The sequence below is a fragment of the Klebsiella planticola ATCC 33531 genome (assembly GCF_000735435.1).
GTDB lineage: Bacteria > Pseudomonadota > Gammaproteobacteria > Enterobacterales > Enterobacteriaceae > Klebsiella > Klebsiella planticola.
Genome location: NZ_JMPP01000019.1, coordinates 44,868 through 69,086, shown reverse-complemented (window position 1 = coordinate 69,086; position 24,219 = coordinate 44,868). Strand labels below are relative to the sequence as shown.

General features: G+C 55.7%; 23 protein-coding genes and 1 pseudogene. 7 read left to right on the top strand and 17 right to left on the bottom strand.

The genetic code is table 11. The annotated features are described in order from the left end of the window. Positions 1-157 precede the first annotated feature (157 nt). The gene (locus GRPL_RS16190; protein WP_032696767.1) at positions 158-1,411 is read right to left on the bottom strand and encodes an enolase C-terminal domain-like protein; all 1,254 of its coding nucleotides are present in this window, start codon (positions 1,409-1,411) and stop codon (positions 158-160) included. 336 nt (positions 1,412-1,747) lie between these two features. Here GRPL_RS16190 and GRPL_RS16195 point away from each other — a divergent pair, with 336 nt between their 5' ends. From GRPL_RS16195 to GRPL_RS16205, 3 genes are all read left to right on the top strand, one after another. Continuing rightward, a complete protein-coding gene (locus GRPL_RS16195; protein ID WP_032696766.1) occupies positions 1,748-2,515 on the top strand; it encodes an SDR family oxidoreductase in 768 nt (255 codons plus the stop codon). 54 nt (positions 2,516-2,569) lie between these two features. Beyond that, entirely contained in the window at positions 2,570-3,856 is a 1,287-nt protein-coding gene (locus GRPL_RS16200) for an MFS transporter (protein ID WP_077267058.1), read from the top strand. Between the two features lie 79 nt (positions 3,857-3,935). Then, positions 3,936-4,652, top strand: a complete 717-nt coding sequence (locus tag GRPL_RS16205; RefSeq protein WP_032696765.1) for a FadR/GntR family transcriptional regulator — start codon at positions 3,936-3,938, stop codon at positions 4,650-4,652. Between the two features lie 73 nt (positions 4,653-4,725). On the opposite strand, the gene GRPL_RS28430 is transcribed toward GRPL_RS16205, so the two are convergent. Beyond that, positions 4,726-4,848: a hypothetical protein gene (locus tag GRPL_RS28430; RefSeq protein WP_257213423.1), complete on the bottom strand. Its 123-nt coding sequence runs from the start codon at positions 4,846-4,848 to the stop codon at positions 4,726-4,728. Positions 4,849-5,036: 188 nt separating this feature from the next. Here GRPL_RS28430 and mutS point away from each other — a divergent pair, with 188 nt between their 5' ends. Further along, a complete protein-coding gene (gene mutS / locus GRPL_RS16210) occupies positions 5,037-7,598 on the top strand; it encodes a DNA mismatch repair protein MutS (protein ID WP_032698913.1) in 2,562 nt (853 codons plus the stop codon). 634 nt (positions 7,599-8,232) lie between these two features. Here the strand turns inward: mutS and GRPL_RS16215 are convergent. Continuing rightward, positions 8,233-9,120, bottom strand: a complete 888-nt coding sequence (locus tag GRPL_RS16215; RefSeq protein ID WP_032698912.1) for a LysR family transcriptional regulator — start codon at positions 9,118-9,120, stop codon at positions 8,233-8,235. A 108-nt stretch (positions 9,121-9,228) separates the two neighbouring features. On the opposite strand from GRPL_RS16215, the gene GRPL_RS16220 reads away from it, so the two are divergent. Together GRPL_RS16220 and GRPL_RS16225 are read left to right on the top strand one after the other, a co-directional pair. Beyond that, entirely contained in the window at positions 9,229-10,443 is a 1,215-nt protein-coding gene (locus GRPL_RS16220) for an MFS transporter (protein WP_032698911.1), read from the top strand. Continuing rightward, on the top strand, positions 10,440-10,817 hold the full coding sequence (locus GRPL_RS16225; RefSeq protein WP_032698909.1) for a DUF4440 domain-containing protein: 378 nt from the start codon (positions 10,440-10,442) through the stop codon (positions 10,815-10,817). The genes GRPL_RS16220 and GRPL_RS16225 overlap by 4 nt, the downstream gene beginning before the upstream one ends. 55 nt (positions 10,818-10,872) lie before the next feature. On the opposite strand, the pseudogene rpoS reads toward GRPL_RS16225, so the two are convergent. The 13 genes and pseudogenes from rpoS to cysG all read right to left on the bottom strand — a co-directional run bounded on the left by rpoS (position 10,873) and on the right by cysG (position 22,078). After that, positions 10,873-11,865, bottom strand: a pseudogene (rpoS, locus tag GRPL_RS0125595) (RNA polymerase sigma factor RpoS). Positions 11,866-12,018: 153 nt separating this feature from the next. Then, entirely contained in the window at positions 12,019-13,143 is a 1,125-nt protein-coding gene (gene nlpD / locus GRPL_RS16230) for a murein hydrolase activator NlpD (protein ID WP_032690968.1), read from the bottom strand. A gap of 124 nt (positions 13,144-13,267) precedes the next feature. Continuing rightward, positions 13,268-13,894 carry a protein-L-isoaspartate(D-aspartate) O-methyltransferase gene (locus GRPL_RS16235; protein WP_004866942.1) on the bottom strand — a complete coding sequence of 209 codons (627 nt, stop codon included), beginning with the start codon at positions 13,892-13,894 and terminating at the stop codon, positions 13,268-13,270. Beyond that, the gene (surE, locus tag GRPL_RS16240) at positions 13,888-14,649 is read right to left on the bottom strand and encodes a 5'/3'-nucleotidase SurE (RefSeq protein WP_032690967.1); all 762 of its coding nucleotides are present in this window, start codon (positions 14,647-14,649) and stop codon (positions 13,888-13,890) included. The genes GRPL_RS16235 and surE overlap by 7 nt, the downstream gene beginning before the upstream one ends. Next, positions 14,630-15,679 carry a tRNA pseudouridine(13) synthase TruD gene (gene truD / locus GRPL_RS16245; RefSeq protein WP_032690966.1) on the bottom strand — a complete coding sequence of 350 codons (1,050 nt, stop codon included), beginning with the start codon at positions 15,677-15,679 and terminating at the stop codon, positions 14,630-14,632. The genes surE and truD overlap by 20 nt, the downstream gene beginning before the upstream one ends. After that, complete coding sequence (gene ispF / locus GRPL_RS16250; RefSeq protein ID WP_032698907.1) at positions 15,676-16,155, bottom strand: 2-C-methyl-D-erythritol 2,4-cyclodiphosphate synthase; 480 nt, start codon at positions 16,153-16,155, stop codon at positions 15,676-15,678. The genes truD and ispF overlap by 4 nt, the downstream gene beginning before the upstream one ends. After that, on the bottom strand, positions 16,155-16,865 hold the full coding sequence (gene ispD / locus GRPL_RS16255; protein ID WP_032690964.1) for a 2-C-methyl-D-erythritol 4-phosphate cytidylyltransferase: 711 nt from the start codon (positions 16,863-16,865) through the stop codon (positions 16,155-16,157). Before ispD ends, ispF begins: the two co-directional genes overlap by 1 nt. Positions 16,866-16,884: 19 nt before the next feature. After that, positions 16,885-17,196 (bottom strand): cell division protein FtsB, encoded by a 312-nt coding sequence (gene ftsB, locus GRPL_RS16260; protein ID WP_032690963.1) that lies wholly within the window; start codon positions 17,194-17,196, stop codon positions 16,885-16,887. Between the two features lie 140 nt (positions 17,197-17,336). After that, on the bottom strand, positions 17,337-17,663 hold the full coding sequence (locus GRPL_RS16265; RefSeq protein WP_032690962.1) for a DUF3561 family protein: 327 nt from the start codon (positions 17,661-17,663) through the stop codon (positions 17,337-17,339). Between the two features lie 48 nt (positions 17,664-17,711). After that, positions 17,712-18,317, bottom strand: coding sequence for an adenylyl-sulfate kinase (cysC, locus tag GRPL_RS16270; RefSeq protein WP_032698905.1), 606 nt, complete (start codon positions 18,315-18,317; stop codon positions 17,712-17,714). After that, positions 18,317-19,744, bottom strand: coding sequence for a sulfate adenylyltransferase subunit CysN (gene cysN / locus GRPL_RS16275; RefSeq protein WP_032690960.1), 1,428 nt, complete (start codon positions 19,742-19,744; stop codon positions 18,317-18,319). The genes cysC and cysN overlap by 1 nt, the downstream gene beginning before the upstream one ends. A gap of 9 nt (positions 19,745-19,753) precedes the next feature. Further along, complete coding sequence (gene cysD, locus GRPL_RS16280) at positions 19,754-20,662, bottom strand: sulfate adenylyltransferase subunit CysD (RefSeq protein ID WP_004866959.1); 909 nt, start codon at positions 20,660-20,662, stop codon at positions 19,754-19,756. A gap of 9 nt (positions 20,663-20,671) precedes the next feature. Then, the gene (gene cysG, locus GRPL_RS16285; protein WP_162180071.1) at positions 20,672-22,078 is read right to left on the bottom strand and encodes a siroheme synthase CysG; all 1,407 of its coding nucleotides are present in this window, start codon (positions 22,076-22,078) and stop codon (positions 20,672-20,674) included. A gap of 247 nt (positions 22,079-22,325) precedes the next feature. Here cysG and GRPL_RS16290 point away from each other — a divergent pair, with 247 nt between their 5' ends. After that, positions 22,326-23,369, top strand: coding sequence for an aminopeptidase (locus GRPL_RS16290; protein WP_032696759.1), 1,044 nt, complete (start codon positions 22,326-22,328; stop codon positions 23,367-23,369). 76 nt (positions 23,370-23,445) lie between these two features. On the opposite strand, the gene cysH is transcribed toward GRPL_RS16290, so the two are convergent. After that, on the bottom strand, positions 23,446-24,180 hold the full coding sequence (gene cysH, locus GRPL_RS16295) for a phosphoadenosine phosphosulfate reductase (protein WP_032690957.1): 735 nt from the start codon (positions 24,178-24,180) through the stop codon (positions 23,446-23,448). Positions 24,181-24,219: the final 39 nt, after the last annotated feature.

The window sequence follows — 24,219 nt, the reverse complement described above, 5'->3', positions numbered from 1 at the left end:
CAATCGTCCGGCGCCAGCCAGCAACGCTTTCCCGGTTCGCGCTGCGCTTTGCCGGGCGGCAATGGTGCTGGTGGGTCAGGCAGAATACCCGGCGATGCCAGGGAGGGCGCACGTTGTCAGCCGGACATTGACGCCCTTTCCGTTGGTGATTAGCCTTTTACGGTCTTGAAGCCGTGCCATCCGGCGTCCGCGCCATCGTCCATGAAGGAATGCCGCCTTCGCACGGATACTTCGCCGCTTTGGCTTCATCAATATCAATTCCCAGACCTGGCTTGTCGTTCGGGTAGGCATAACCGTGATCTATCTCCGGGCATCCCGGGAAGACATCGCGTAGTGCGTCATTCATCGGCGTGTACTCCTGAATACCAAAGTTAGGCGAGCTCAGATCAAGGTGCATGTTCGCGCAGACGCCGACCGGTGAGATATCGCCAGGCCCATGCCATGCAGTGCGCACACCGTTAAGCTCGCTATACACCGCCAGTTTCTTCGCTGGCGTAATACCGCCGATAGTGCTGACGTGGCAGCGAATATAATCGATCAGCTTATTGTCAATTAAGGGTTTCCACTCATTCACATTCACAAACAGTTCCCCCATGGAGATCGGTGTGGAGGACTGCTGGCGGAGCATTTTAAGCCAGTCGATATTTTCCGGAGCGACCGGATCTTCAAGGTAGAAGAGCTGATATTGTTCAAGCGTTTTGGCAAGATGAATCGCGGTCACCGGCGTCACGCGCTCATGCACGTCATGAATAAACTCAATACCAAATCCCAGCTTGTTGCGCAGATGGTCAAACAGGCGAGGAACACTTTTAGCGTAAGCGTCCGGGTCAAAATAGATTCCCGGCGTTTTGCTGCGCGGGGAACGCTTCGGTTGGATATTTTTCGCCCGCGCCAGCTGGGTCGCAATCAGCTTGAGATCGTCGGTACCCGCGCCGCCATACATGCCCATCTGACAGCGTACATACTGGTATCCCTCTTCCATTCTGGCGCGGATATTGTCTTCGACTTCCACTTCGTCACCGCCATCGGTATGGCAATATAGCGGAATGCCGTCGCGGCATTTACCGCCTAACAAATCATAAACCGGCATGCCCGCGAGCTTACCTTTGATATCCCACAGCGCCATATCCACGCCCGATAGCGCGTTGTTCATAATCGGTCCGTTGCGCCAGTAACCGCTGACCGCGCCAGACTGCCAGATATCTTCAATTCGCGTTGGATCTTTGCCAATGAGAAAAGGCGCCATGTACTCATCGATAGCGCTTTTCACGGCGAAGATTCGCTGGGTAAACGTCGCGCAACCCAGACCATACAGGCCTGGTTCGTTGGTTTCGACCTTCACAACCGCCAGATCAATGCCACCGGGTGCCGTCAGAATCGTTTTCACGTTAGTGATTTTCAGGTTACTCACTTTAACTCCTCAGTTCAGAGAATTAACTGCCTGTCATGCTGCAAGAGAATGCCATCGCTAAATATGTAGGTTGTCCTACAACTTTGCGTTGTTATAACACACCAGCCAGGCGATCGTTCCCTGAACATTTAATTCTGTGATCGCGATCATGCCACAATCACAAATATAAATACAAATCAATTAGTTACGATAAAAATCGCAATGGAGATGATGGTTAATGCGAGGTGTTTGTGATCCATATTGCAAATTTATTTTTAGCGTATTGCTTTTGCCTCGCCAAAAAACCAATCTTAAATAAGACAGTCGTCATACAAGTAAATTCAACGAGGAAATAAAATGAGCGCATTATTCGATTTAACGGGAAAAACGGCTCTGGTCACTGGATCGGCGCGCGGTCTGGGGTTTGCCTATGCGGAAGGACTCGCCGCTGCGGGCGCCAGAGTGATACTGAACGATATTCGCGAAACGCTGCTGGCGGAGTCGGTCGATGCGCTGGCAAGTAAAGGTTACAGCGCGCACGGCGCGGCGTTCGACGTCACCAGCGAAGAAGCGATTGAGAAAGCGTTTGCCGAACTGGATGCGCAGGACATCCACGTGGATATTTTGATAAACAACGCCGGGATTCAATACCGCAAACCGATGGTAGAGCTGGAGCTGGAAAACTGGCAAAAAGTGATTGATACCAACCTGACCAGCGCTTTCCTGGTCTCGCGCACCGCGGCAAAACGAATGATCGCCCGCCGTTCCGGCGGGAAAATTGTCAATATTGGTTCGCTGACCAGCCAGGCTGCACGGCCCACCGTCGCGCCCTATACGGCCGCGAAAGGTGGGATCAAAATGCTGACCTGCTCCATGGCTGCAGAGTGGGCGCAATTCAATATACAGAGCAACGCCATTGGCCCAGGCTATATTTTGACCGATATGAATACCGCCCTTATCGAAGATAAGCAGTTCGACAACTGGGTGAAAGACAGTAACCCATCGCAGCGCTGGGGTCGCCCGGAAGAATTGATTGGGACTGCGGTCTTCCTGTCCTCAAAAGCCTCTGACTATATCAACGGACAGATTATTTACGTCGACGGCGGCTGGTTGGCGGTACTGTAATCATTTCGCCAATCATCAACCTCCGTGCGTAAATCCTATTTTGGAATAGAGATCATGATAGATAAAATACAAACAAAACTAGCTCCATTACGTTGGAAAAAGCTAATACCGCTGGCATTTATCACTTATAGCCTGGCCTATCTGGATCGTGCTAACTATGGATTTGGTGCCGCATCCGGTTTAGCGGAAGACCTCAATATCACTCCCGGAATATCATCATTATTAGGTGCTTTATTCTTTCTTGGGTATTTTTTCTTTCAGGTTCCTGGGGGGATTTACGCTGAAAAACGTAGTGCTAAAAAACTGATATTCTGGAGCCTTATTCTATGGGGAATCCTGGCAACCGCGACAGGGATGGTGCATGATGTAAAAGTCCTTGCGGTGATTCGCTTCCTTCTTGGCGTGGCAGAAAGTGTGGTGATGCCCGCGATGCTTGTTTTCTTAAGCCACTGGTTTACAAAGAAAGAGCGTTCAAAAGCCAATACTTTCCTTTTCCTTGGTAACCCTATTACCGTGCTGTGGATGTCCGTTCTTTCGGGCTATCTTGTTGATGCCTTTGGCTGGCGAGGAATGTTTATTATTGAAGGCGTCCCGGCAATTATTTGGGCGGCGATATGGTGGTTTATTTTTGTTGACCGTCCCGCGGATGCCAAATGGCTAACACAACAAGAAAAAAATGATATTGAAGCCGCGCTGGCCGCTGAGCAAACTAACATCAAAGAAATAAAAAACTACAGTGAAGCTTTTCGTTCAGGAAAAGTCCTTTCCCTTTCCTTCATTCATTTTTTCTGGAATATAGGAATGTATGGTTTCATTATGTGGCTTCCGTCTATACTGAAATCAGCATCAGGTTTGAGTATTGTCGCGACGGGTTGGTTATCGGCAGCCCCTTATCTGCTGGCCGTGCCTCTTATGCTAGCCGCCTCCTGGTATTCAGATAAATTTCTGAATCGCAAAATTATTGTTCTGCTCTTTTTAGGTCTGGGCGCGGTCTGCTTTATCGCTTCCTTCACCATCGGCGCCGCCAATTTTTGGTTATCCTATGTGCTGCTGATGATTGCGGGTGGGGCGATGTATACGCCATATGGTCCATTTTTTGCGGCAATACCTGACATGATCTCAAGGAATGTTATGGCTGGTGCGATGGCCTTCATCGTCAGTTTTGGGGCACTTGGCTCATTCGTTGGCTCATGGATTGTGGGCTATCTGAATGGTTTAACCGGTGGGCCAGGCGCTTCGTATATATTCATGGGGAGTTCGCTTGTCCTCGCCGTCTTACTGACTTCAATGACCGCTTTTACCAGTAAAGAGTCCAGCAGTACGAAAGTACAGACTTGTTAATATTCGGCGCCCTAACGGGCGCTTTGTTTTGAAAAATGATATATTACCCGACTGTTTATCACTCACACGGACAGCGATCTTGAGCATAAAATCCATTCAAAAACAGAATGTTGTAAATGAAATTTATGATCAGATAAGCGCAAAGCTGCTGGATGGTAGCTGGCCGCCGGGTAGCCGCCTCCCGTCTGAAGCGGAGCTTACCACTTCCTTTAACGTCAGCAGGGTCAGCGTGCGCAGCGCGGTCCAGCGCTTTCGCGATCTCGGCATCGTCGTCACTCGCCAGGGGAGCGGTAGCTTCGTGAGCGATCACTTTACGCCGCAGATGCTGAGCAACGATCCTCGTCCAATCATGCATCTCAGCCGCGAAGAGTTTCACGACATGATGATCTTCCGCCAGACCGTGGAGTTCAAATGCGTGGAGCTGGCCGTCACCCATGCCACCGAGGAAGATATTCTCCAGCTTGAGCAAGCGCTCAATAATATGCTGATCAACAAAGGCGACTACAAAAAGTATTCTGAGGCAGACTACGCTTTTCACCTGGCTATCGTCAGGGCTTCACACAACAGTGTCTTTTATAATGTGATGAATTCCATTAAAGACATCTATTATTACTACCTTGAAGAGCTTAATCGTGCGCTAGGTATCACCCTTGAGAGCGTTGAAGCCCATATCAAAGTCTATATGTCTATCAAAAATCGCGATGCCAGCACGGCGGTGAAAGTGCTTAACGAAGCCATGTCGGAAAACGTTACCGCGATCGATAAGATTAAGTCTTCGACGAACAGCAACGATTGAGTGACCGTCTTCCCCCCTTCCTGCATCATTTCGTTGCCGGTATGGTTACCGGCAACAGCGGATTTTTATTGCATTAGAAAATTTCCCGATACCGCGATTTAATCTCTTCCAGCTTCGTGTCGCGCGGGTTGCCGCCGGTCGCAGCCTTCAGGTTGGCTGGCATGCTGCTCACCATTTCAGCATCGATGATCGTCACTGCCGGGATACTTACAGTCCCACCGCCTCCTTCTTGTTTTCCTGATATAAAGACTCCGTTATCATGCTGTCTATATGTAAATGAGCAGAAATGCAGAATGTCACGGGAACCAATGAGCACAGTACGGCGTAACGAGAACAATAAACTCCGCTAACTCATTAAAACTTAAAAATGGACATCATAACCTGATGAGCACACTAGAGAATCTTGACGCCCATACCCCGATGATGCAGCAGTATCTGAAGCTGAAGGCTCAGCACCCGGAGATCCTGCTGTTCTATCGTATGGGGGACTTTTACGAGCTGTTTTATGACGATGCCAAACGGGCTTCACAGCTGCTCGATATCTCGCTAACCAAACGCGGCGCCTCGGCGGGCGAGCCCATTCCGATGGCCGGGATCCCGCACCATGCGGTGGAAAACTACCTCGCCAAACTGGTCAACCAGGGTGAATCGGTGGCCATTTGCGAACAGATTGGCGACCCGGCCACCACCAAAGGTCCGGTCGAACGCAAAGTGGTGCGTATCGTCACGCCTGGCACCATCAGCGATGAAGCGCTGCTGCAGGAGCGTCAGGATAACCTGCTGGCCGCTATCTGGCAGGACAGCAAAGGCTTTGGCTATGCGACGCTGGATATCAGCTCCGGTCGTTTTCGCCTGAGCGAACCCGCCGACCGCGAAACCATGGCCGCCGAGCTGCAGCGTACCAACCCGGCGGAACTGCTGTATGCCGAAGATTTTGCCGAATCGGCGTTGATTGAAGGCCGCCGCGGCCTGCGCCGTCGTCCGCTGTGGGAGTTTGAAATCGACACCGCGCGCCAGCAGCTGAATTTACAGTTTGGCACCCGCGACCTGGTCGGTTTCGGCGTCGAAAATGCGCCGCGCGGTCTCTGTGCCGCAGGCTGCCTGTTGCAATATGTCAAAGATACCCAGCGCACCTCCCTGCCGCATATTCGCTCCATCACCATGGAGCGCCAGCAGGACAGTATTATTATGGACGCGGCAACCCGCCGTAACCTGGAGATTACCCAGAACCTGGCCGGTGGTTTCGACAATACGCTGGCGTCGGTGCTCGACTGCACCGTGACGCCGATGGGCAGCCGGATGCTCAAACGCTGGCTGCATATGCCGGTGCGCGACACGGCGGTGCTGGTCGAACGTCAGCAAACCATAGGCGCGCTGCAGGAGCGTTATACCGAACTGCAGCCGGTGCTGCGTCAGGTGGGCGATCTGGAACGTATTCTGGCGCGACTGGCGCTGCGCACCGCGCGTCCGCGCGACCTCGCCCGTATGCGTCATGCGTTCCAGCAGCTGCCGATCCTGCGCGAAATGCTGGCCGACGTCAGCTGCACGCCGGTCCAGCAGCTGCGCGATAAAATGGGCGAGTTCAGCGAACTGCGTGAACTGCTCGAACGCGCAATTATCGACGCACCGCCGGTACTGGTGCGCGACGGCGGCGTTATTGCCCCGGGTTACCATGAGGAGCTCGATGAATGGCGCGCGCTGGCGGATGGCGCCACCGACTATCTCGATAAGCTGGAGATTCGCGAACGCGAGCGCCTGGGGCTGGACACGCTGAAAGTCGGTTACAATGCCGTGCACGGTTACTACATTCAGATCAGCCGCGGCCAGAGCCAACATGCCCCGATTCACTACGTCCGCCGCCAGACGCTGAAAAACGCCGAACGCTACATTATTCCGGAACTGAAGGAGTATGAGGATAAGGTACTGACGTCGAAAGGGAAAGCGCTGGCGCTGGAGAAACAGCTCTACGAGCAGCTGTTCGATATGCTGCTGCCGCACCTTGCCGACCTTCAGCAAAGCGCCAGCGCGCTGGCGGAGCTGGATGTGTTGGTTAACCTCGCCGAACGCGCGGAAACCCTGAACTACTGCTGCCCGACCTTTAGCGACAAACCGGGTATTCGCATCAGCGAAGGCCGTCACCCGGTGGTCGAACAGGTGCTGAAGGAGCCGTTCATCGCCAACCCGTTGAGCCTGGCGCCGCAGCGCCGGATGCTGATTATTACCGGCCCGAATATGGGCGGTAAAAGTACCTATATGCGGCAGACAGCGCTGATTGCCCTGCTGGCCTATATCGGCAGCTACGTCCCGGCAGAGAAGGTTGAAATCGGCCCTGTCGATCGCATCTTTACCCGCGTCGGCGCGGCAGATGACCTGGCAAGCGGCCGTTCCACCTTCATGGTAGAAATGACCGAAACCGCCAATATTCTGCATAATGCCACCGAACACAGCCTGGTGCTGATGGATGAAATCGGCCGCGGTACCTCCACCTACGACGGTCTGTCGCTGGCGTGGGCCTGTGCGGAAAGTCTGGCCAATAAGATTAAGGCGCTGACCCTTTTTGCCACCCACTACTTCGAACTGACCCAGTTGCCGGAGAAAATGGAAGGCGTGGCGAACGTCCATCTTGATGCGCTGGAGCATGGCGATACCATCGCCTTCATGCACAGCGTCCAGGATGGCGCCGCCAGCAAAAGCTACGGTCTGGCGGTTGCCGCACTGGCGGGCGTGCCTAAAGAGGTGATTAAGCGCGCGCGGCAGAAATTGCGCGAACTGGAGAGTATTGCCCCAGGCGTTGCCGCCACGCAGGTCGACGGTACGCAGATGTCACTGCTCTCCGCCCCGGAAGAGACCTCGCCAGCGGTAGAAGCGCTGGAAAATCTCGATCCGGATTCTCTGACCCCGCGTCAGGCGCTGGAGTGGATTTACCGGCTGAAAAGCCTGGTGTAACGCCTGCTTGTTCAGCTGTAGTGACAAAAGGGCAGCCCGTTAAGCGCTGCCCTTTTAGCAAAATAAATGGCTGCGAGAAGCCATGACCTGACAAGCCATACGCGGGGTTCTCCCCGCGCCGTTGCTTCTTGTGCGATTGGTAAGCGAGAACAGCGTTCAACCCCATACTACGCGCGTTGATATTCAGCGCGCATAATGAGCCGCCTGCCATTAGCATAAATCCCGGCAGCGTAGTCCACGGTATAATGATTGCCGCAGGGGCATATCTTGCCTCCCTGCAAAGAACTGACTGGCATCTGAATTGTTCAGATTCATACGCCAGCCTCAGTGGATAGACATATCTCCTGGGACTTTCGCCCATCCGGGCCCTGTCAGTGCTCAAAGCCAGCCTCAAGCACCCGCCGCTATGCTCTCCCCACCGGCTGGCAAAAATTATCAGACGGAAATAAAACGGGATGGTTTTATTAGCGATTGCGAGAAGGCTCGCAAATACTCAGATGCTATTAATCCTTCCCGTCATGTTAATGAAGAAATAGTTTTCATTGATGAGGAAATATAAAAACAGTCCGGTTGTGCGATAAAAAGCGCCATCCGCGTTCCCCCTTCTATCCACAAGCTCATGACGCAAAAAAAGTTAGCCCTGGCGCTCGCGTAGAAAATCAATAAAGGCCCGGACCCGGGTCGGGATATGCTGCGCATCCGGATAAACCGCATACACGCCCTGCGGGGGAAAGGTAAACCCGGGCATCACCTGAATCAGTCTGTGCTCCGCCAGTGCCGGCGCCACCAGCCACTCGGGCAACAGCGCAACCCCGCAGCCCGCCAGCGCGAACGCCAGCAGCGCGCTGGCGCTATCCGCCGACAGTCGCGGCACCGCTTTAATGTCAAAAGCCACGCTCTCGTCGCGCGGTCCGGTGAGCTGCCAATGGCGTGGCGCGGACAACCGCTCATGAATAATCCATGCCGCCCGGGCCAAATCTTCAAGCGTCTCCAGAGGATGTTCCGCCAGCCATGACGGCGCGGCAACCGGGACAATCGCAAAACGGGAGATCAGCGCCGCGCGGTAGCGCGAATCCGCCAGCGTTCCGAGGCGGATCGCCACATCAAAACGCTCAGAGATTAAGTCCGCATGGTGCGAGGAGGAGACGTGACGCACCCGCAGCGCCGGATGCCGCTGGCTGAACTCAGCCAGCGCCGGAATAATCACCTGGGTGCCGTACTCCGGTGTGGTGGTGATACGGAGTTCACCGCTCAATCCGCTATGGCTGGCCCGCACTTCATCCTGCAGGTTTTCCGCCGTTTTCAGTAACGCCAGGCCGCGATGATAGAACAGCGAACCGGCCTCAGTAAGCGTGAGTCGTCGCGTGGATCGTAACAACAGCGTGACGCCAAGTTCGCTCTCCAGCTGGCGCACGTTAAAACTGACCACCGCCTTGGTTTGCCCCAGGACCGCCGCAGCCGCGGTAAAACTCCCGCTTTCCACCACCGCGACAAACATGGTCATACGTTGCAGATTCAGCATATTCACTTCACTTATTGTCAAAAAATTTCAGACAGTATATCCCCGGATGTCCTGTTTATCCGCCTGTCCCGGCGGCTTAGAGTAGCGGCCTTCTGATGAGGAATAAAAATGACAGTACGCAGCAAGGTCGCCACCGTTTTTTTACTGGGTTTCTTTCTCGATTTAATCAATATGTTTATCGCCAGCGTCGCCTTCCCCGGCATGAGCCGGGCGCTCAACGCCTCCGTCAGTGAACTGGCCTGGGTGAGTAACGGCTATATCGCCGGCCTGACGCTGGTCGTGCCATTCAGCGCCTGGTTGACGCAGCGCTGCGGGGCTCGCCGGCTCTTTATGCTTTCGCTCACGCTATTCAGTGCGGCAGCGCTGGCCTGCGGACTGAGCGACTCGCTGGGCAGCCTGATTTTTTGGCGCGCCCTGCAAGGGATGGGCGGGGGATTGCTTATCCCCGTCGGACAGTCTCTGACCTGGCAGCTTTTCCAGCCGCACGAGCGGGCGAAACTGTCGGCCGCCGTGATGCTGGTCGGTCTGCTGGCCCCCGCCTGTTCTCCGGCAGCAGGTGGACTGCTGGTTGAAACATTCAGCTGGCGCGGGGTCTTCTTTGCCAGCCTGCCCGTAGCGCTGATCACTCTGGCGTTAGCCGGCGTATGGCTAAAAAATGACGACGGCCCGGCACGGCCTTCCCGTTTCTTACATCTGCCGCTGCTGGCCGATCCGCTGTTGCGTTTCGCCATGTTGATTTATCTCTGCGTACCCGGGGTCTTTATTGGCATTAACGTGGTTGGCCTGTTTTACCTGCAGACAATAACCGGCATGTCGCCTTCGGCAACGGGCGCTCTGATGCTTCCCTGGTCGCTGGCGTCATTTGTGGCTATCTCTCTGAGCGGCCGTTTTTTCAATCGCCTCGGCCCTCGCCCCTTTATTCTCTCCGGCTGCCTGCTTCAGGCCGCCGGGATCCTGCTGCTGACCGGCGTCACGCCGCAAAGCTCAATTGCGTCGCTGGTTTTCGCCTTTATCCTGATGGGCGCCGGCGGCAGCCTGTGCAGCAGCACCGCCCAAAGCTGTGCATTTCTCAACATCGCCAATGGCGACATGCCGGATGCCAGCGCACTGTGGAACATCAACCGTCAGCTCAGCTTTTTGGCCGGAGCCGCATTGCTGTCCGCATTGCTGGCGGTCCTGCAGGTTTATTATCCGGCAACACAGGCCTGGCACGGGGTGTTTATCATCGCCGCGTGCCTGACGCTTATCCCGCTTCTGGGCTGCCTGTACCTTAATAACCAGGCGATAGTCACGCGCCTGCATCAAAAAATGGAGATCCCATGAACCCGTATATTCAGGAAACGATCGACGCCCATGTGGCTATTGAACACTGGCTGAGTCACAAACAAGGTGCGGTAGAGGCCTTAATGGCACGCTTTTCCCCTGATTTTTCAATGGTTGGTATCGGTGGAAACGTCATGGACCACCGGGCGCTCAGCGCTTTCTTTACGACCGCGGGCGGCAGTCGTCCAGGCTTGAGCATCATCATTGATAGCACGACCACGCTCGCCGAATGGCACGATGGCGCGGTGATATGCTATCGGGAAAGGCAGCGTGTACCCGAACAGGGCGAGACTCTCCGCTGGTCAACGGTCCTGTTCAGGAAAACTGGAGGGCGCATTTTGTGGCGTCATTTACATGAGACCCGACAGGCCTAGCATGCAAAGAAAAAGGCCCGATCGGACGATCGGGCCTTTTTGAGAGGAAAATTGCTTATTCGCGGAATAGCGCTTCGATGTTCAGCCCTTGTCCTTGCAGGATTTCCCGCAGGCGGCGCAGGCCTTCGACCTGGATCTGACGTACGCGTTCGCGGGTCAGACCAATTTCACGGCCAACATCTTCAAGCGTAGCGGCTTCGTAGCCCAACAGGCCAAAACGACGCGCCAGGACTTCACGCTGCTTGGCGTTCAGTTCGAACAGCCATTTAACGATGCTTTGTTTCATATCATCGTCCTGCGTGGTGTCTTCCGGACCGTTGTCTTTCTCATCGGCCAGAATATCCAGCAGCGCTTTTTCCGAGTCGCCGCCCAGCGGCGTGTCCACTGAGGTAATGCGCTCATTGAGACGCAGCATACGGCTCACGTCATCAACCGGCTTATCCAGCTGCTCGGCAATCTCTTCCGCACTCGGCTCGTGGTCCAGCTTATGGGACAACTCACGTGCGGTACGCAGATAGACGTTCAGCTCTTTGACAATATGGATAGGTAAACGGATGGTACGGGTTTGGTTCATGATCGCCCGTTCAATCGTTTGACGAATCCACCAGGTGGCATAAGTCGAAAAACGGAACCCACGTTCCGGGTCAAACTTCTCAACCGCGCGGATCAGCCCCAGATTGCCCTCTTCAATCAGATCCAGCAGCGCCAGACCACGATTGCTATAACGACGAGCAATTTTCACCACCAGACGCAGGTTACTTTCAATCATCCGGCGGCGTTAAGCCACATCACCACGCAATGCGCGACGGGCGAAATAGACCTCTTCTTCGGCCGTCAGCAGTGGGGAATAACCAATCTCTCCCAGGTAGAGCTGCGTCGCATCAAGCACACGTTGTGTTGCGCCTTGCGACAGAAGATCTTCCTCGGCCAGATCGCTATCACTGGGTTCCTCTTCTACTAAGGCTTTCTCATCGAAAACCTCGACTCCGTTCTCATCAAATTCCGCGTCTTCATTTAAATCATGAACTTTCAGCGTATTCTGACTCATAAAGATGGCTCCTACCCGTGATCCCTGAGCAAAGCACCTTCGCTATACATCATTCAACGACGCCGGACGGAGACTTTTTGCCCCGGTTAAGGGGCTGTTGCGACCGGCCTGGCGTCTGCTAACTGATGTGACGCTTATCCGTACTTCGCCAAATTATCGCTGCGGTAAATACTGCAGCGGGTTGACGGATTTCCCCTTGTAACGAATTTCAAAATGCAATCTTGTAGAGCTGGTGCCGGTGCTACCCATGGTAGCGATTTTCTGCCCCGCTTTGACTTCCTGTTGCTCCCGGACCAGCATTGTATCGTTATGAGCGTAGGCACTCAGGTAATCATCGTTGTGTTTGATGATAATAAGATTACCGTAACCGCGCAGCGCGTTACCGGCATAGACGACGCGTCCGTCAGCGGTCGCGACAATAGCCTGTCCCTTACTGCCTGCAATATCAATACCTTTATTGCCGCCTTCTGCGCCACTAAAGTTCTCAATAACCTTGCCATCAGTCGGCCAGCGCCATGTGGAGATAGGCGAACTGGTTGACGTACTGCTTGCAGTCGGTTGGTTTGTGCTAACAGCGGGAGCCGTCACTGGCGCGACGGTAGTCGTCGTCGCTGGCTTATTGTTCGGCAACATCTTATTAGCATTCTGTTCACCTGAGGATTCAGAATACGTAATAGTTGGTTGTGACGCAACCACTGCGGTCGATTTTTGTGCAGTATTTGAGGCCGCCGTCGCACCTCCGCTTGCCCGTACGCTTGCCGCAGCAACGGCGTTATCACCGGTGATTGGCTGGCCAGCAGAGTTGCCAACCTGCAGCGTCTGACCAACGTTCAGACCGTATGGCGCAGGGATGTTGTTGCGTTGCGCGAGGTCACGGAAATCGTTACCCGTTACCCATGCAATATAGAACAGCGTATCGCCGCGTTTCACGGTATAGGTGCTGCCACCCGTATAGCTGCCTTTCGGAATATCGCCATATTTACGGTTATAGACTATCTTGCCGTTCACGGTCTGCACCGGCTGCTGAGCCATCGGCTGAATCTGCGTCGCAGGGGTCTGAACCGGCTGTACCTGAGGTGTATGCGGAACAATGGCGGATCCTGTTGTCGACGGCGGAGTGATCAGCATCCCGGAATTCGTACCCGAGGATGAGGCTCCACCCGCCGAGCTAACCGGCGCAGGCGGATTATTGGTATTGGTACAACCTGCCAGCCAGAGTGAAACCAGTGATAACGCCGCAATACGGCTTAAGGTAAATTTTGGGCTTCCCGCGCTCATTTATCCCCCAGGAATATGTTAACTGCCAATATCTTGCTTACCGGACAACACCCGGCCAGGACACTGAAAATGTGTCCACCCTACGCCTAAAGTCAGGCAAAAAAAACCTGGATAAATCCGGGTCTCACGCCAGCTCCCCTTGCACCAGGGGAACAAAGCGCACGGCTTCGACGGTATCCATCACAAACTCATTACCGCGACGACGGATCCGTTTCAGAAACTGATGCTCCTCGCCCACCGGTAATACCAGCACACCTCCCTCATCCAGCTGCGCCAGCAGCGCTGGCGGCACTTCCGGCGGCGCGGCGGTGACGATAATCGCATCAAAGGGAGCGCGTGCCTTCCAACCCTGCCATCCATCGCCATGACGGGTTGAAACATTATGTAAATCAAGTTGTTTCAGGCGACGACGCGCCTGCCACTGTAAACTCTTAATCCGTTCGACCGAACACACATGATGAACGAGGTGCGCCAGTATCGCCGTCTGGTAGCCTGACCCGGTGCCAATCTCCAGCACCCGCGATTCCGGCGTCAGCGTCAGCAGCTCCGTCATCCGCGCCACCATGTAGGGTTGCGAGATGGTTTGCCCCTGGCCGATAGGGAGTGCGGTGTTCTCCCACGCCTTGTGTTCGAAGGCTTCATCAACGAATTTCTCACGCGGTACCAGGGTTATCGCCTCGAGCACGCGCTCGTCAACAATGCCCTGAGTACGCAGCTGATTCAGCAGGCTTTCAACACGTTTGCTTACCATTGTGTTTCCACTCCGACGCGATCGAGCCAGTCGGCCACCATCCCGTGAGCCTGGTGGGCGGTTAAATCAACGTGCAGCGGCGTCACGGAGACATAGCCTTCATCGACGGCCGCAAAATCGGTATCCGGCCCGGCATCGTGCTTCTCTCCCGGCGGGCCAATCCAGTACAGCGTATTGCCGCGCGGATCTTTTTGCGGAATAACCTGATCGGCGGGATGTCTGCTGCCGCAGCGGGTCACGCGAATGCCTTTAATCTGCTCAAGAGGCAGATCGGGCACATTGATATTGAGGATGCGACCGGTACGCAGCGGCTCGCGGCCTAAAGCACGCAGGATAGAGCAGGTAATTGCCGCCGCGGTGTCGTAGTGTTGATGACCATTCAAGGAGACGGCCAGGGCCGGAAAGCCGAGATGACGGCCTTCCATTGCGGCAGCGACGGTGCCGGAGTAGATGACGTCATCGCCGAGATTGGGGCCGGCGTTAATGCCGGAAACCACGATATCCGGACGGGGACGCATCAGGGCGTTGACGCCGAGATAGACACAGTCCGTTGGCGTCCCCATCTGGACGGCAATATCGCCGTTATCGAAAGTGAAAGTGCGTAGCGAAGACTCAAGAGTCAGGGAGTTCGATGCGCCGCTGCGGTTACGATCGGGTGCAACTACCTGGACCTCAGCAAACTCCCGTAAGGCCTTCGCCAGGGTCTGAATACCCGGCGCATGAATCCCGTCATCGTTACTCAGCAATATTCGCATAGTCACCCGTTGTATTGATAAGTTCCCTTACCACGCTGGTGGCGAAGCTGCCCGCCGGCAGCCAGAAACGCAGTTCAACGGTTACGTCATCCCACCAGTTCCAGCTCATCTGCTGCGGATAGAGCAGCATCGCCCGGCGCGCCGCTTCCACTTTTTCCCGCACCAGCAGAGCCTGGAGCTGCGTCTCTTCTGCAACGGCCGCCTGCTCGGCGGCCAGCGCCTCGCGTTGGCTGCCCCACTCGCCGCTTCCCGGTAACGCCGCCGTAATCATCAGTTCACGGTTATCAACCCGCTCCTGCAGCTGCGCACGTTCCTCAGGCGTAGCGACAAACCAGCTCCCGCGCCCCGCTAATTGTAGCGCATCGCCATCAACAACCTGATTAAATTCCGGTTTTTTTAATCTAATACTGACCTGTTGATTAAACAAGCCGCTACGCGCCGCCGACAGCCAAAAACTGCGTTTATTGCGATCGCGAACCGGTGCGCCGCTCTCCGCCCAGCGCAGCGCGCCCAGCAGATTGCTGCCGCCGATACCAAAGCGCTGGGCGCCGAAATAGTTCGGCACACCCTGCGCGGCAATGGCCTGCAGACGCCGCTCGACATCCTCGCGATCGCTAATTTCCCGCAGGATCAGGGTAAACTGGTTGCCCTTCAGCGCGCCGAGGCGCAGCTTGCGTTTATGCCGCGCGTACTCCAGCACCTGGCAACCTTCCAGCTGAAACTGACTCAGATCGGGCATCTCTTTGCCCGGAAGCCGGGCACACAGCCACTGCTCGGTCACGGCATGTTTATCTTTCTGCCCGGCAAAACTCACTTCACGCGCATGGATTTTAAGGAACTTAGCCAGCGCATCAGCCACAAACCGCGTATTGCAGTCCGTTTTCAGAATCCGTACCAGCAGATGCTCGCCTTCGCCATCCGGCGCAAAGCCAAGATCTTCGACCACCACGAAATCTTCCGGATTGGCTTTCAGTATCCCCTGCCCCTGCGGTTTACCGTGCAGCCAGGTAAGGTCATTGAAAGCGATCATGGCTGAACCTTATGCAGCAGCGCTACCGCTTCGCAGGCGATACCTTCACCGCGGCCGGTGAAACCCAGCTTCTCGGTAGTGGTGGCTTTCACGTTGACGTCATCCATATGGCAGCCGAGGTCTTCGGCGATAAAGACACGCATCTGCGGAATATGCGGCAACATTTTCGGCGCCTGAGCGATGATGGTGACATCCACGTTTCCGAGGGCATAGCCTTTGGCCTGGATCCGCCGCCAGGCTTCGCGCAGCAGCTCACGGCTGTCGGCTCCCTTGAAGGCCGGGTCGGTATCCGGGAACAGCTTGCCGATATCCCCCAGCGCCGCCGCCCCAAGCAGGGCATCGGTCAGCGCATGCAGCGCCACATCGCCGTCGGAGTGGGCCAGCAGCCCTTTTTCATAGGGAACGCGTACCCCGCCAATGATGATTGGGCCTTCACCGCCAAAAGCGTGTACGTCAAAACCGTGTCCAATTCGCATTAAGCCTTCTCCTGGTGTCGGGAACGGGTAAGGTAAAATTCTGCCAGCGCCAGGTCTTCCGGGCGCGTCACTTTAATATTATCAGCTCGGCCAGCGACCAGTTCGGGATGGAAGCCACAGTACTCCAGCGCCGAGGCTTCATCGGTAATGATCGCGCTTTCATTGAGCGCGCGCGTCAGGCAGTCGAGGAGGAGCTCACGAGGGAAAAATTGCGGCGTCAGCGCATGCCACAGATCGTTACGGTCGACCGTGTGCGCAATGGCTACCTTGCCGGGTTCCGCACGTTTCATCGTGTCGCGTACCGGCGCGGCGAGAATGCCCCCCACGCGACTGGTTTCGCGCAGCGCCAACAGGCGCTGAAGGTCGTCCTGGTGCAGGCACGGGCGCGCGGCATCGTGCACCAGCACCCATTCAGCTTCAGGCAGCGCCTGTAGACCAGCCAGTACGGAGTCAGCGCGCTCGGCCCCGCCGTCGACGACGGTAATCTGCGGATGAGTGGCCAGCGGCAGCTGGCTAAAGCGGATATCGCCGGGACTGACGGCAATCACCACGCGCTGCACGCACGCGTTCGCCAACAGCGCGGCGACCGCGTGTTCGAGAATCGTTTTGTTACCGATTGAGAGATATTGTTTCGGGCATTCCGTTTGCATGCGGCGGCCAAAACCGGCTGCCGGTACCACGGCGCAAACACCCGGAAAAGTGGCTGCCATGTCGTAATCCTGGGCTTGTTTATCGATTGTTCTGCGCCGACCCCTGGTTGCGCTTAGACGCATCCGGGACCAGACGATAAAATGTTTCGCCCGGGCGGGTCATGCTTAGTTCATTGCGTGCGCGCTCTTCGATCGCTTCCTGACCGCCGTTAAGGTCATCGATTTCCGCAAAGAGTTGATCGTTGCGCGCCTTTAATTTGCTGTTAGTGGCTTGCTGCGCGGTGACGTCGTCATTCACCCGGCTATAGTCATGCAGACCATTTTTACCGAACCACAGCGAGTACTGTAGCCAGACCAGCAAAGCCAATAGTAGCAGCGTTAATTTACCCATTCTGCCCCCTGAAAAACGGCATCATCATCCCATAACTCGCCCGAGTATTTCACTCCGACGCGCGGACGACGCCGCGTAACGCGGGGACTGTAACACATTTCTGTCGCCGATACCCAGGCTTGATTCATACGCAGAAAGGACTATCCCAACAACCAGAGGAACAGCAGACCAAACATCAGCCCCACGGTCAAAATCGTCGCGCAGACGCTGTACAGGAGCTTACCGTTCAACAGCGAGTGCAGCGCAATCCCAACAACCACGGCAACCGGCATTAAGGCGAGAAAAAAGGGCCAGGTATAGAGGAGGAAAAAAAGCGTATTACTGCCATACATGAGGAAGGGAATACCCAGCGCCAGCAGCCATGAAATAAAGCCCACGGCAGCGCCTGACAAAGACCAGGTGGTCTCGTCATGGGCCACCGGTGGTGGTTCTGAGCGAATAATACTGATGTTCTGGGTATTGCGCATATCGAATCCTGTTGACCGGGCGACCGGCATCTCAATGCCGCCGCCGTTTCAGGATCTGATAATATCGCTCTGTCTGAGGAGGTCTAATAGTTGGTGCACCAAATTTGTTACCAATTGTTCACCATCCAGATGAATTTCCGCCCTTTCCGGCGATTCATACACTGAATCAATCCCGGTAAAATTACGCAATTCACCCGCACGCGCCTTCTTGTATAACCCCTTTGGATCCCGCGCCTCACAGATAGCCAGCGGCGTATCGACAAACACTTCGATAAAGCGCCCTTCGCCTAAGCGCTCGCGCACCATCTGCCGTTCGGCACGGTGCGGAGAGATAAACGCCGTCAATACCACCAGCCCGGCATCCACCATTAGTTTCGCCACTTCCCCGACGCGACGAATATTCTCTTTACGATCGCTATCGCTAAAACCGAGATCGCTACACAGACCGTGCCGCACGTTATCGCCATCCAGCAGATAGGTGCTGACGCCCAGCTGATGCAGCGCCTCTTCCAGCGCGCCAGCAACGGTGGATTTACCGGAGCCGGAGAGCCCGGTAAACCACAGCACCACGCCGCGATGGCCGTGGTGCTGTTCGCGCTGCTGCTGGGTAACCGGATGGGCGTGCCAGACGACGTTTTCGTCATGCAGGGCCATTACTTGCCTCCCAGCAGGTCACGCGCGTCCCAGTGCGGGAAGTGTTTACGGATCAGCTGATTCAGCTCCAGCTCAAACGCGCTGAACGCTGATGCTGACGCCTGGCGCTGTTCCAGCGGTTCGCGCACCATACCGGCGCCTACCGTGACGTTGGTCAACCGGTCGATGAAGATCAACCCGCCGGTTACCGGGTTATGCTGATATTTGTCCAGCACCAGCGGCTCGTCGAAGGTCAAATCGACAAGGCCAATCCCGTTCAGCGGCAGCGACTCGACTTCACGCTGGGTCAAATTGTTGATATCAACCTGATAGCGAATGCCGTCGACGCGAGCGCGGGTTTTCTTGCCGGCAATTTTAATGTCATAGCTCTGGCCCGGGGCTAACGCCTGTTCGGCCATCCAGACCACGTCCACGCTGGCGCTCTGTACCGCAGGCAGCGTCACCTGAGCATCCACCAGCAGATCGCCGCGGCTGATATCAATTTCGTCTTTCAGTACGATGGTAATCGCTTCACCGGCGCCAGCTTCCTGCAGGTCGCCGTCAAAGGTCACGATCCGCGCCACGCTGGATTCCACGCCCGACGGCAGCACCTTCAGACGCTGTCCGACCTTGACGCTACCGGAGGCCACGGTCCCGGAGAAACCGCGGAAGTCGAGGTTGGGCCGGTTAACGAACTGGACCGGGAAGCGCAGCGGCTGATTTTCCACCACGCGACGAATTTCAACAGTTTCCAGCACTTCCAGCAGCGTCGGGCCGCTGTACCACGGCATGCTGGCACTCTGGGTCGCGACGTTGTCCCCCTCGAGGGCAGAAAGCGGAACAAAGCGAATATCGACATCGCCCGGCAGCTGCTCAGCAAACGAGAGATACTCTTCGCGAATGCGATTAAACGTCTCTTCGCTAAAATCCACCAGGTCCATTTTGTTCACCGCCACCACCAGGTTTTTAATCCCCAGCAGCGTCGAGATAAAGCTGTGACGACGGGTCTGATCGAGCACGCCTTTGCGCGCATCCATCAGCAGAATCGCCAGATCGCAGGTGGAAGCGCCGGTGGCCATATTGCGGGTGTACTGCTCGTGCCCCGGGGTGTCGGCGATAATAAATTTGCGTTTCTCGGTAGAGAAATAGCGATAGGCGACATCAATGGTGATGCCCTGCTCGCGCTCAGCCTGCAGGCCATCCACCAGCAGCGCCAGATCCAGTTTTTCACCCTGCGTACCGTGACGCTTACTGTCGTTATGCAGCGATGAGAGCTGATCTTCGTAAATCTGCCGGGTATCGTGCAGCAGGCGGCCAATCAGGGTACTTTTCCCGTCATCGACGCTGCCGCAGGTCAGGAAGCGCAGCAGGCTTTTGTGCTGTTGCGCGTGCAGATAAGCTTCTACGCCGCCTTCATTAGCAATTTGTTGGGCAATGGTCGTGTTCATGGCGGCTCCTTAGAAATACCCCTGACGTTTCTTCAGCTCCATGGAGCCGGCCTGGTCGCGGTCAATCATACGACCCTGACGCTCGCTGGTGGTGGAAACCAGCATCTCTTCAATAATCTCCGGCAGCGTTTGCGCATTGGATTCCACCGCGCCGGTCAGCGGCCAGCAGCCTAAAGTACGGAAGCGCACCATCTGCTTTTTGATCATCTCGCCCGGTTGCAGATCGATACGATCGTCATCAATCATCATCAGCATACCGTCGCGCTCAAGCACCGGACGTTCGGCCGCCAGATACAGCGGAACGATTTCGATATTTTCCAGATAGATATACTGCCAGATATCCAGCTCGGTCCAGTTGGAGAGCGGGAAGACGCGGATGCTTTCGCCCTTGTTAATCTGGCCGTTGTAGTTGTGCCATAGCTCCGGACGCTGGTTTTTCGGATCCCAGCGGTGGAAACGGTCGCGGAAAGAGTAGATACGCTCTTTGGCGCGGGATTTTTCTTCGTCGCGACGGGCGCCGCCAAACGCAGCATCAAAGCCGTATTTGTCCAGCGCCTGCTTCAGACCCTCGGTCTTCATGATGTCGGTGTGCTTGGCGCTGCCGTGAACAAACGGGTTAATCCCCATCGCCACCCCTTCCGGGTTTTTGTGCACCAGCAGCTCGCAGCCGTAGGCTTTGGCAGTACGGTCGCGGAATTCATACATCTCGCGGAATTTCCAGCCGGTATCAACGTGCAGCAGCGGAAAAGGCAGGGTTCCCGGATAAAACGCTTTACGCGCCAGATGCAGCATGACGCTGGAATCTTTACCGATGGAGTACATCATCACCGGGTTAGAGAATTCGGCGGCCACCTCGCGAATAATGTGGATGCTTTCAGCCTCCAGTTGCCGCAGGTGAGTGAGTCGTTTTTGGTCCATAACCGTTCCTTAAGCCAGATTCACCACAGAGGCGTTAAACGCATCTGCTTGAGTTGTTTGTTGAAACCAGGCGAGCTGGTGGTGTAATTGCACCACTTCGCCCACGACCAGCAGAGCGGGCATCGGGGCATCTTTCGCCAGCTCTTCGAGCTGCTGTAATGTGCCCGTTATCGTTTGCTGATCGGCGCGGGTACCGCGAGAAATCACCGCCACCGGCGTATTACTATCCCGACCGTGGACGATCAGCTGTGCGCTGATTTCCGCCGCTTTCATCGTGCCCATGTAGATAGCCAGCGTCTGACGGCTTTGCGCCAGCAGCGACCAGTCGTGCGCGGCGCTGTCGGCCTTGTAATGACCGGTGACGAAGGTGACGCTCTGGGCATAATCGCGATGGGTCAGCGGAATGCCGGCATAGGCCGTCGCCCCGGCAGCAGCCGTTACGCCCGGAACCACCTGAAACGGAATTCCTGCGGTGGCCGCCGCCTGTAGCTCTTCGCCGCCGCGTCCGAAAATAAACGGATCGCCGCCTTTCAGGCGCACCACCGTTTTGCCTTCTCGCGCCGCTTCGACCAGCATCTGGTTCGTTTCATGCTGCGGCACCGAGTGTTCGCCCGCGCGCTTACCCACGCAGATCATCTCGGCATCGCGGCGCACCAGCTCGCGGATCTCCGGCGTCACCAGATGGTCATAAAACACCACGTCCGCCTTCTGCACCGCCTGCAGGCCGCGCAGCGTCAGCAGCCCGGCATCGCCCGGCCCGGCGCCGACGAGAATAATTTCACCCAGCCGTTTTTCCGGATGATGCAGTTCTTCTTCCAGCACCTTATCGGCGGCGGCTTTATTTCCGGCAATCATCAGACTGGCAAAGCGGCCATTGAAGACCCGCTCCCAGAAGCGCCGACGTGCTGCCGTCGTCGTCAGATGCGTTTTGATATGATGCCGCCAGTAGCTGGCCGCCTCGGCGACGCGTCCCAGGTTGGTGGGCAGCAGCGCTTCAATTTTTTCGCGAATCAGCCGCGACAATACCGGTGCCGAACCGCCGGAGAATATCGCTATCAGCAGCGGAGAACGGTCCACGATGGAGGGAAACACCACCGAACAGAGCGGCTGATTATCGACAACGTTCACCAACCGGTAACGGGCGTTGGCGGCAGCGGAAACTCGCTGATTGAGCGCGTCATCGTCAGTCGCGGCAATCACTAAAAAGACGTCGTCCAGCTGTGGTTCTTCAAACGCGTGGGCCCGCCACTGAATCTCCTGGCGTTCAACCAGAGCGGCAACCTCTGCAGATAATGCTGCCGCCACGACCTGTACGTTGGCTCCTGCCCGGCGCAAGAACATAATTTTGCGCGCCGCAATATCCCCGCCGCCAATAACCAGCACCGGTTTTTCTTTCAGTTCGGCAAACAGGGGCAAATAGTCCACGTTGCAACAACTCGCTTACAATCAGTCATAGAGCGACTATAGGGTGCTGTTTAGAGCAAATGAAATTACTAAATGGAATGAGTAGTTACCCAAAAGAATAACGACCTGAAAAAGCAAATATCAAAAAGTGCTTAACGCGCGATTTTTCCGCTATTTAAGAGCAAATGAAATTGTTTAACCGCAGTCACAGTTTCATACTATGAGCGTTAAATTTTTCCCTCGAGAAAGGACCCCCGCTATGTTTTCCGCGTTGTGCCGCCGCCTCCTTCCCCTGGCGCTTGGCGCAGGTTTTGTCTTCTCCGCCCCGGCTTTCAGCGCCATGGGCGAAACCGCAAATACCCAGGCTCGTCATATCGCGACTGTTTTTCCCGGAAGAATGACCGGTTCGCCCGCTGAAATGCTGTCGGCGGACTATGTGCGTCAGCAGTTTGCCCAAATGGGCTATCAAAGCGATATCCGCAGCTTCCATGCGCGCTATATCTACAGCAATACGGATAAACGGAAAAACTGGCAAAACGTTACCGGCAGCACCGTCATTGCCGCCCACGAAGGTGCGGCACGCCAGCAGATCATCGTGATGGCACATCTCGATACCTATGCGCCGATGAGTGATGCTGATGTCGAACGCAACCTTGGCGGCCTGACCCTGCAGGGCATCGACGATAATGCCGTCGGCGTGGGCGTATTGCTGGAGCTGGCCGAGCGGTTGAAAAATGTGTCCACTCACTATGGCATTCGCTTTATCGCTTCAAGCGGTGAAGAAGAAGGGAATCTCGGCGCGCAAAATATACTGAAGCGAATGAGCGATGCAGAGAAGAAAAATACCCTGCTGGTGATCAATCTCGATAATCTGGTGGTTGGCGATAAGCTCTATTTCAATAGCGGGCGCAGCACTCCCGCCTCGATTCGCAAACTCACCCGAGACCGCGCTCTGGCTATTGCGCGCAGCAAAGGGATTGCCGCCTATACCAATCCTGGCCTCAATCATGATTATCCGCAGGGCACCGGCTGCTGTAATGACGCCAGCATATTTGATGGCGCAGGGATCCCGGTCCTGTCCGTGGAGGCCACGAACTGGTCTCTGGGTAAGAAAGATGGCTCTCAGCAACGCAACAAATCCGCCTCCTTCCCGCGAGGAACCAGCTGGCATGACGTACAGCTGGATAACCAGCAGCATATTGATAAAGCGCTGCCGGGTCGTATCGAACACCGCAGCCGCGATGTCGTCAAGGTGATGCTGCCGCTGATAAAAGAGCTGGCGAAGGCAGAAAAGCAGAGCTAATCCGCTGCCCGGCGATATGAAAAGCCCTCGTCGTTCAGACTGAGGGCTTTGTCTTAGCACAACCGTCGTCGGTGATTTAGCCTTCGTGCAGCCCGCACTCGCGCTTCAGGCCGAAGAAACGGGTCTCTTCTTCTGCCATCCCCGGTTCCCATTTGCGGGTGGTGTGGGTATCCCCTACCGAAAGATAGCCCTGTTCCCACAGCGGATGGTATGTGAGGCCGTGCTTTTGCAGGTACTGATAGACGGTACGGTTATCCCAGTCGATGATCGGCAGCACTTTAAAGACCCCGCGCTGAATGGCCAGCACCGGGAGCGTGGCGCGGCTGCCGGACTGTTCCCGGCGGAGCCCCGCAAACCAGGTTTGCGCGTTCAGCTCTTCCAGGGCCCGGTTCATCGGTTCGACTTTGTTGATCTCATTGTATTTCTCAATGCCTTCAACGCCCTGCTCCCACAGCTTACCGTAGCGAGCCTCCTGCCAGGCGGCGCTCTCCTTCGCCCGATAGACCTTCAGGTTCAGCTTGAGCTTATCCGTTAACTCGTCGATAAACCGGTAGGTTTCCGGGAACAGATAGCCGGTATCGGTCAGAATGACCGGAATATCCGGCCGTACCTGATTGACCAGATGCAGGCTCACCGCCGCCTGAATACCAAAGCTCGAAGAGAGCACGTATTCGCCCGGAAGGTTTTCCAGCGCCCACGCCACGCGCTCTTCCGCGCTCAGCTTTTCCAGCTGGCTATTGGTTTCCGCCAGTTGCAAAATGCGATCGACCTTCGGTAATTCGTTAAGGACATTTAGATCGAGTACGGACATAAAGACCTCATTTGTCTGTTTTGCCGGGCGTACTGCGTG

What these genes read in the sequence shown, in the direction of transcription:
- ftsB (WP_032690963.1), bottom strand. Translation starts at nt 17,196, where the DNA reads ATGGGTAAATTAACGCTGCTACTATTGGCTTTGCTGGTCTGGCTACAG.
- mutS (WP_032698913.1), top strand. Translation starts at nt 5,037, where the DNA reads ATGAGCACACTAGAGAATCTTGACGCCCATACCCCGATGATGCAGCAG.
- GRPL_RS16265 (WP_032690962.1), bottom strand. Translation starts at nt 17,663, where the DNA reads ATGCGCAATACCCAGAACATCAGTATTATTCGCTCAGAACCACCACCG.
- GRPL_RS16235 (WP_004866942.1), bottom strand. Translation starts at nt 13,894, where the DNA reads ATGGTAAGCAAACGTGTTGAAAGCCTGCTGAATCAGCTGCGTACTCAG.
- surE (WP_032690967.1), bottom strand. Translation starts at nt 14,649, where the DNA reads ATGCGAATATTGCTGAGTAACGATGACGGGATTCATGCGCCGGGTATT.
- nlpD (WP_032690968.1), bottom strand. Translation starts at nt 13,143, where the DNA reads ATGAGCGCGGGAAGCCCAAAATTTACCTTAAGCCGTATTGCGGCGTTA.
- cysD (WP_004866959.1), bottom strand. Translation starts at nt 20,662, where the DNA reads ATGGACCAAAAACGACTCACTCACCTGCGGCAACTGGAGGCTGAAAGC.
- GRPL_RS16225 (WP_032698909.1), top strand. Translation starts at nt 10,440, where the DNA reads ATGAACCCGTATATTCAGGAAACGATCGACGCCCATGTGGCTATTGAA.
- GRPL_RS16200 (WP_077267058.1), top strand. Translation starts at nt 2,570, where the DNA reads ATGATAGATAAAATACAAACAAAACTAGCTCCATTACGTTGGAAAAAG.
- GRPL_RS16220 (WP_032698911.1), top strand. Translation starts at nt 9,229, where the DNA reads ATGACAGTACGCAGCAAGGTCGCCACCGTTTTTTTACTGGGTTTCTTT.
- cysN (WP_032690960.1), bottom strand. Translation starts at nt 19,744, where the DNA reads ATGAACACGACCATTGCCCAACAAATTGCTAATGAAGGCGGCGTAGAA.
- truD (WP_032690966.1), bottom strand. Translation starts at nt 15,679, where the DNA reads ATGATCGCTTTCAATGACCTTACCTGGCTGCACGGTAAACCGCAGGGG.
- cysH (WP_032690957.1), bottom strand. Translation starts at nt 24,180, where the DNA reads ATGTCCGTACTCGATCTAAATGTCCTTAACGAATTACCGAAGGTCGAT.
- cysC (WP_032698905.1), bottom strand. Translation starts at nt 18,317, where the DNA reads ATGGCCCTGCATGACGAAAACGTCGTCTGGCACGCCCATCCGGTTACC.
- ispF (WP_032698907.1), bottom strand. Translation starts at nt 16,155, where the DNA reads ATGCGAATTGGACACGGTTTTGACGTACACGCTTTTGGCGGTGAAGGC.
- GRPL_RS16215 (WP_032698912.1), bottom strand. Translation starts at nt 9,120, where the DNA reads ATGCTGAATCTGCAACGTATGACCATGTTTGTCGCGGTGGTGGAAAGC.
- GRPL_RS16195 (WP_032696766.1), top strand. Translation starts at nt 1,748, where the DNA reads ATGAGCGCATTATTCGATTTAACGGGAAAAACGGCTCTGGTCACTGGA.
- GRPL_RS16290 (WP_032696759.1), top strand. Translation starts at nt 22,326, where the DNA reads ATGTTTTCCGCGTTGTGCCGCCGCCTCCTTCCCCTGGCGCTTGGCGCA.
- ispD (WP_032690964.1), bottom strand. Translation starts at nt 16,865, where the DNA reads ATGGCAGCCACTTTTCCGGGTGTTTGCGCCGTGGTACCGGCAGCCGGT.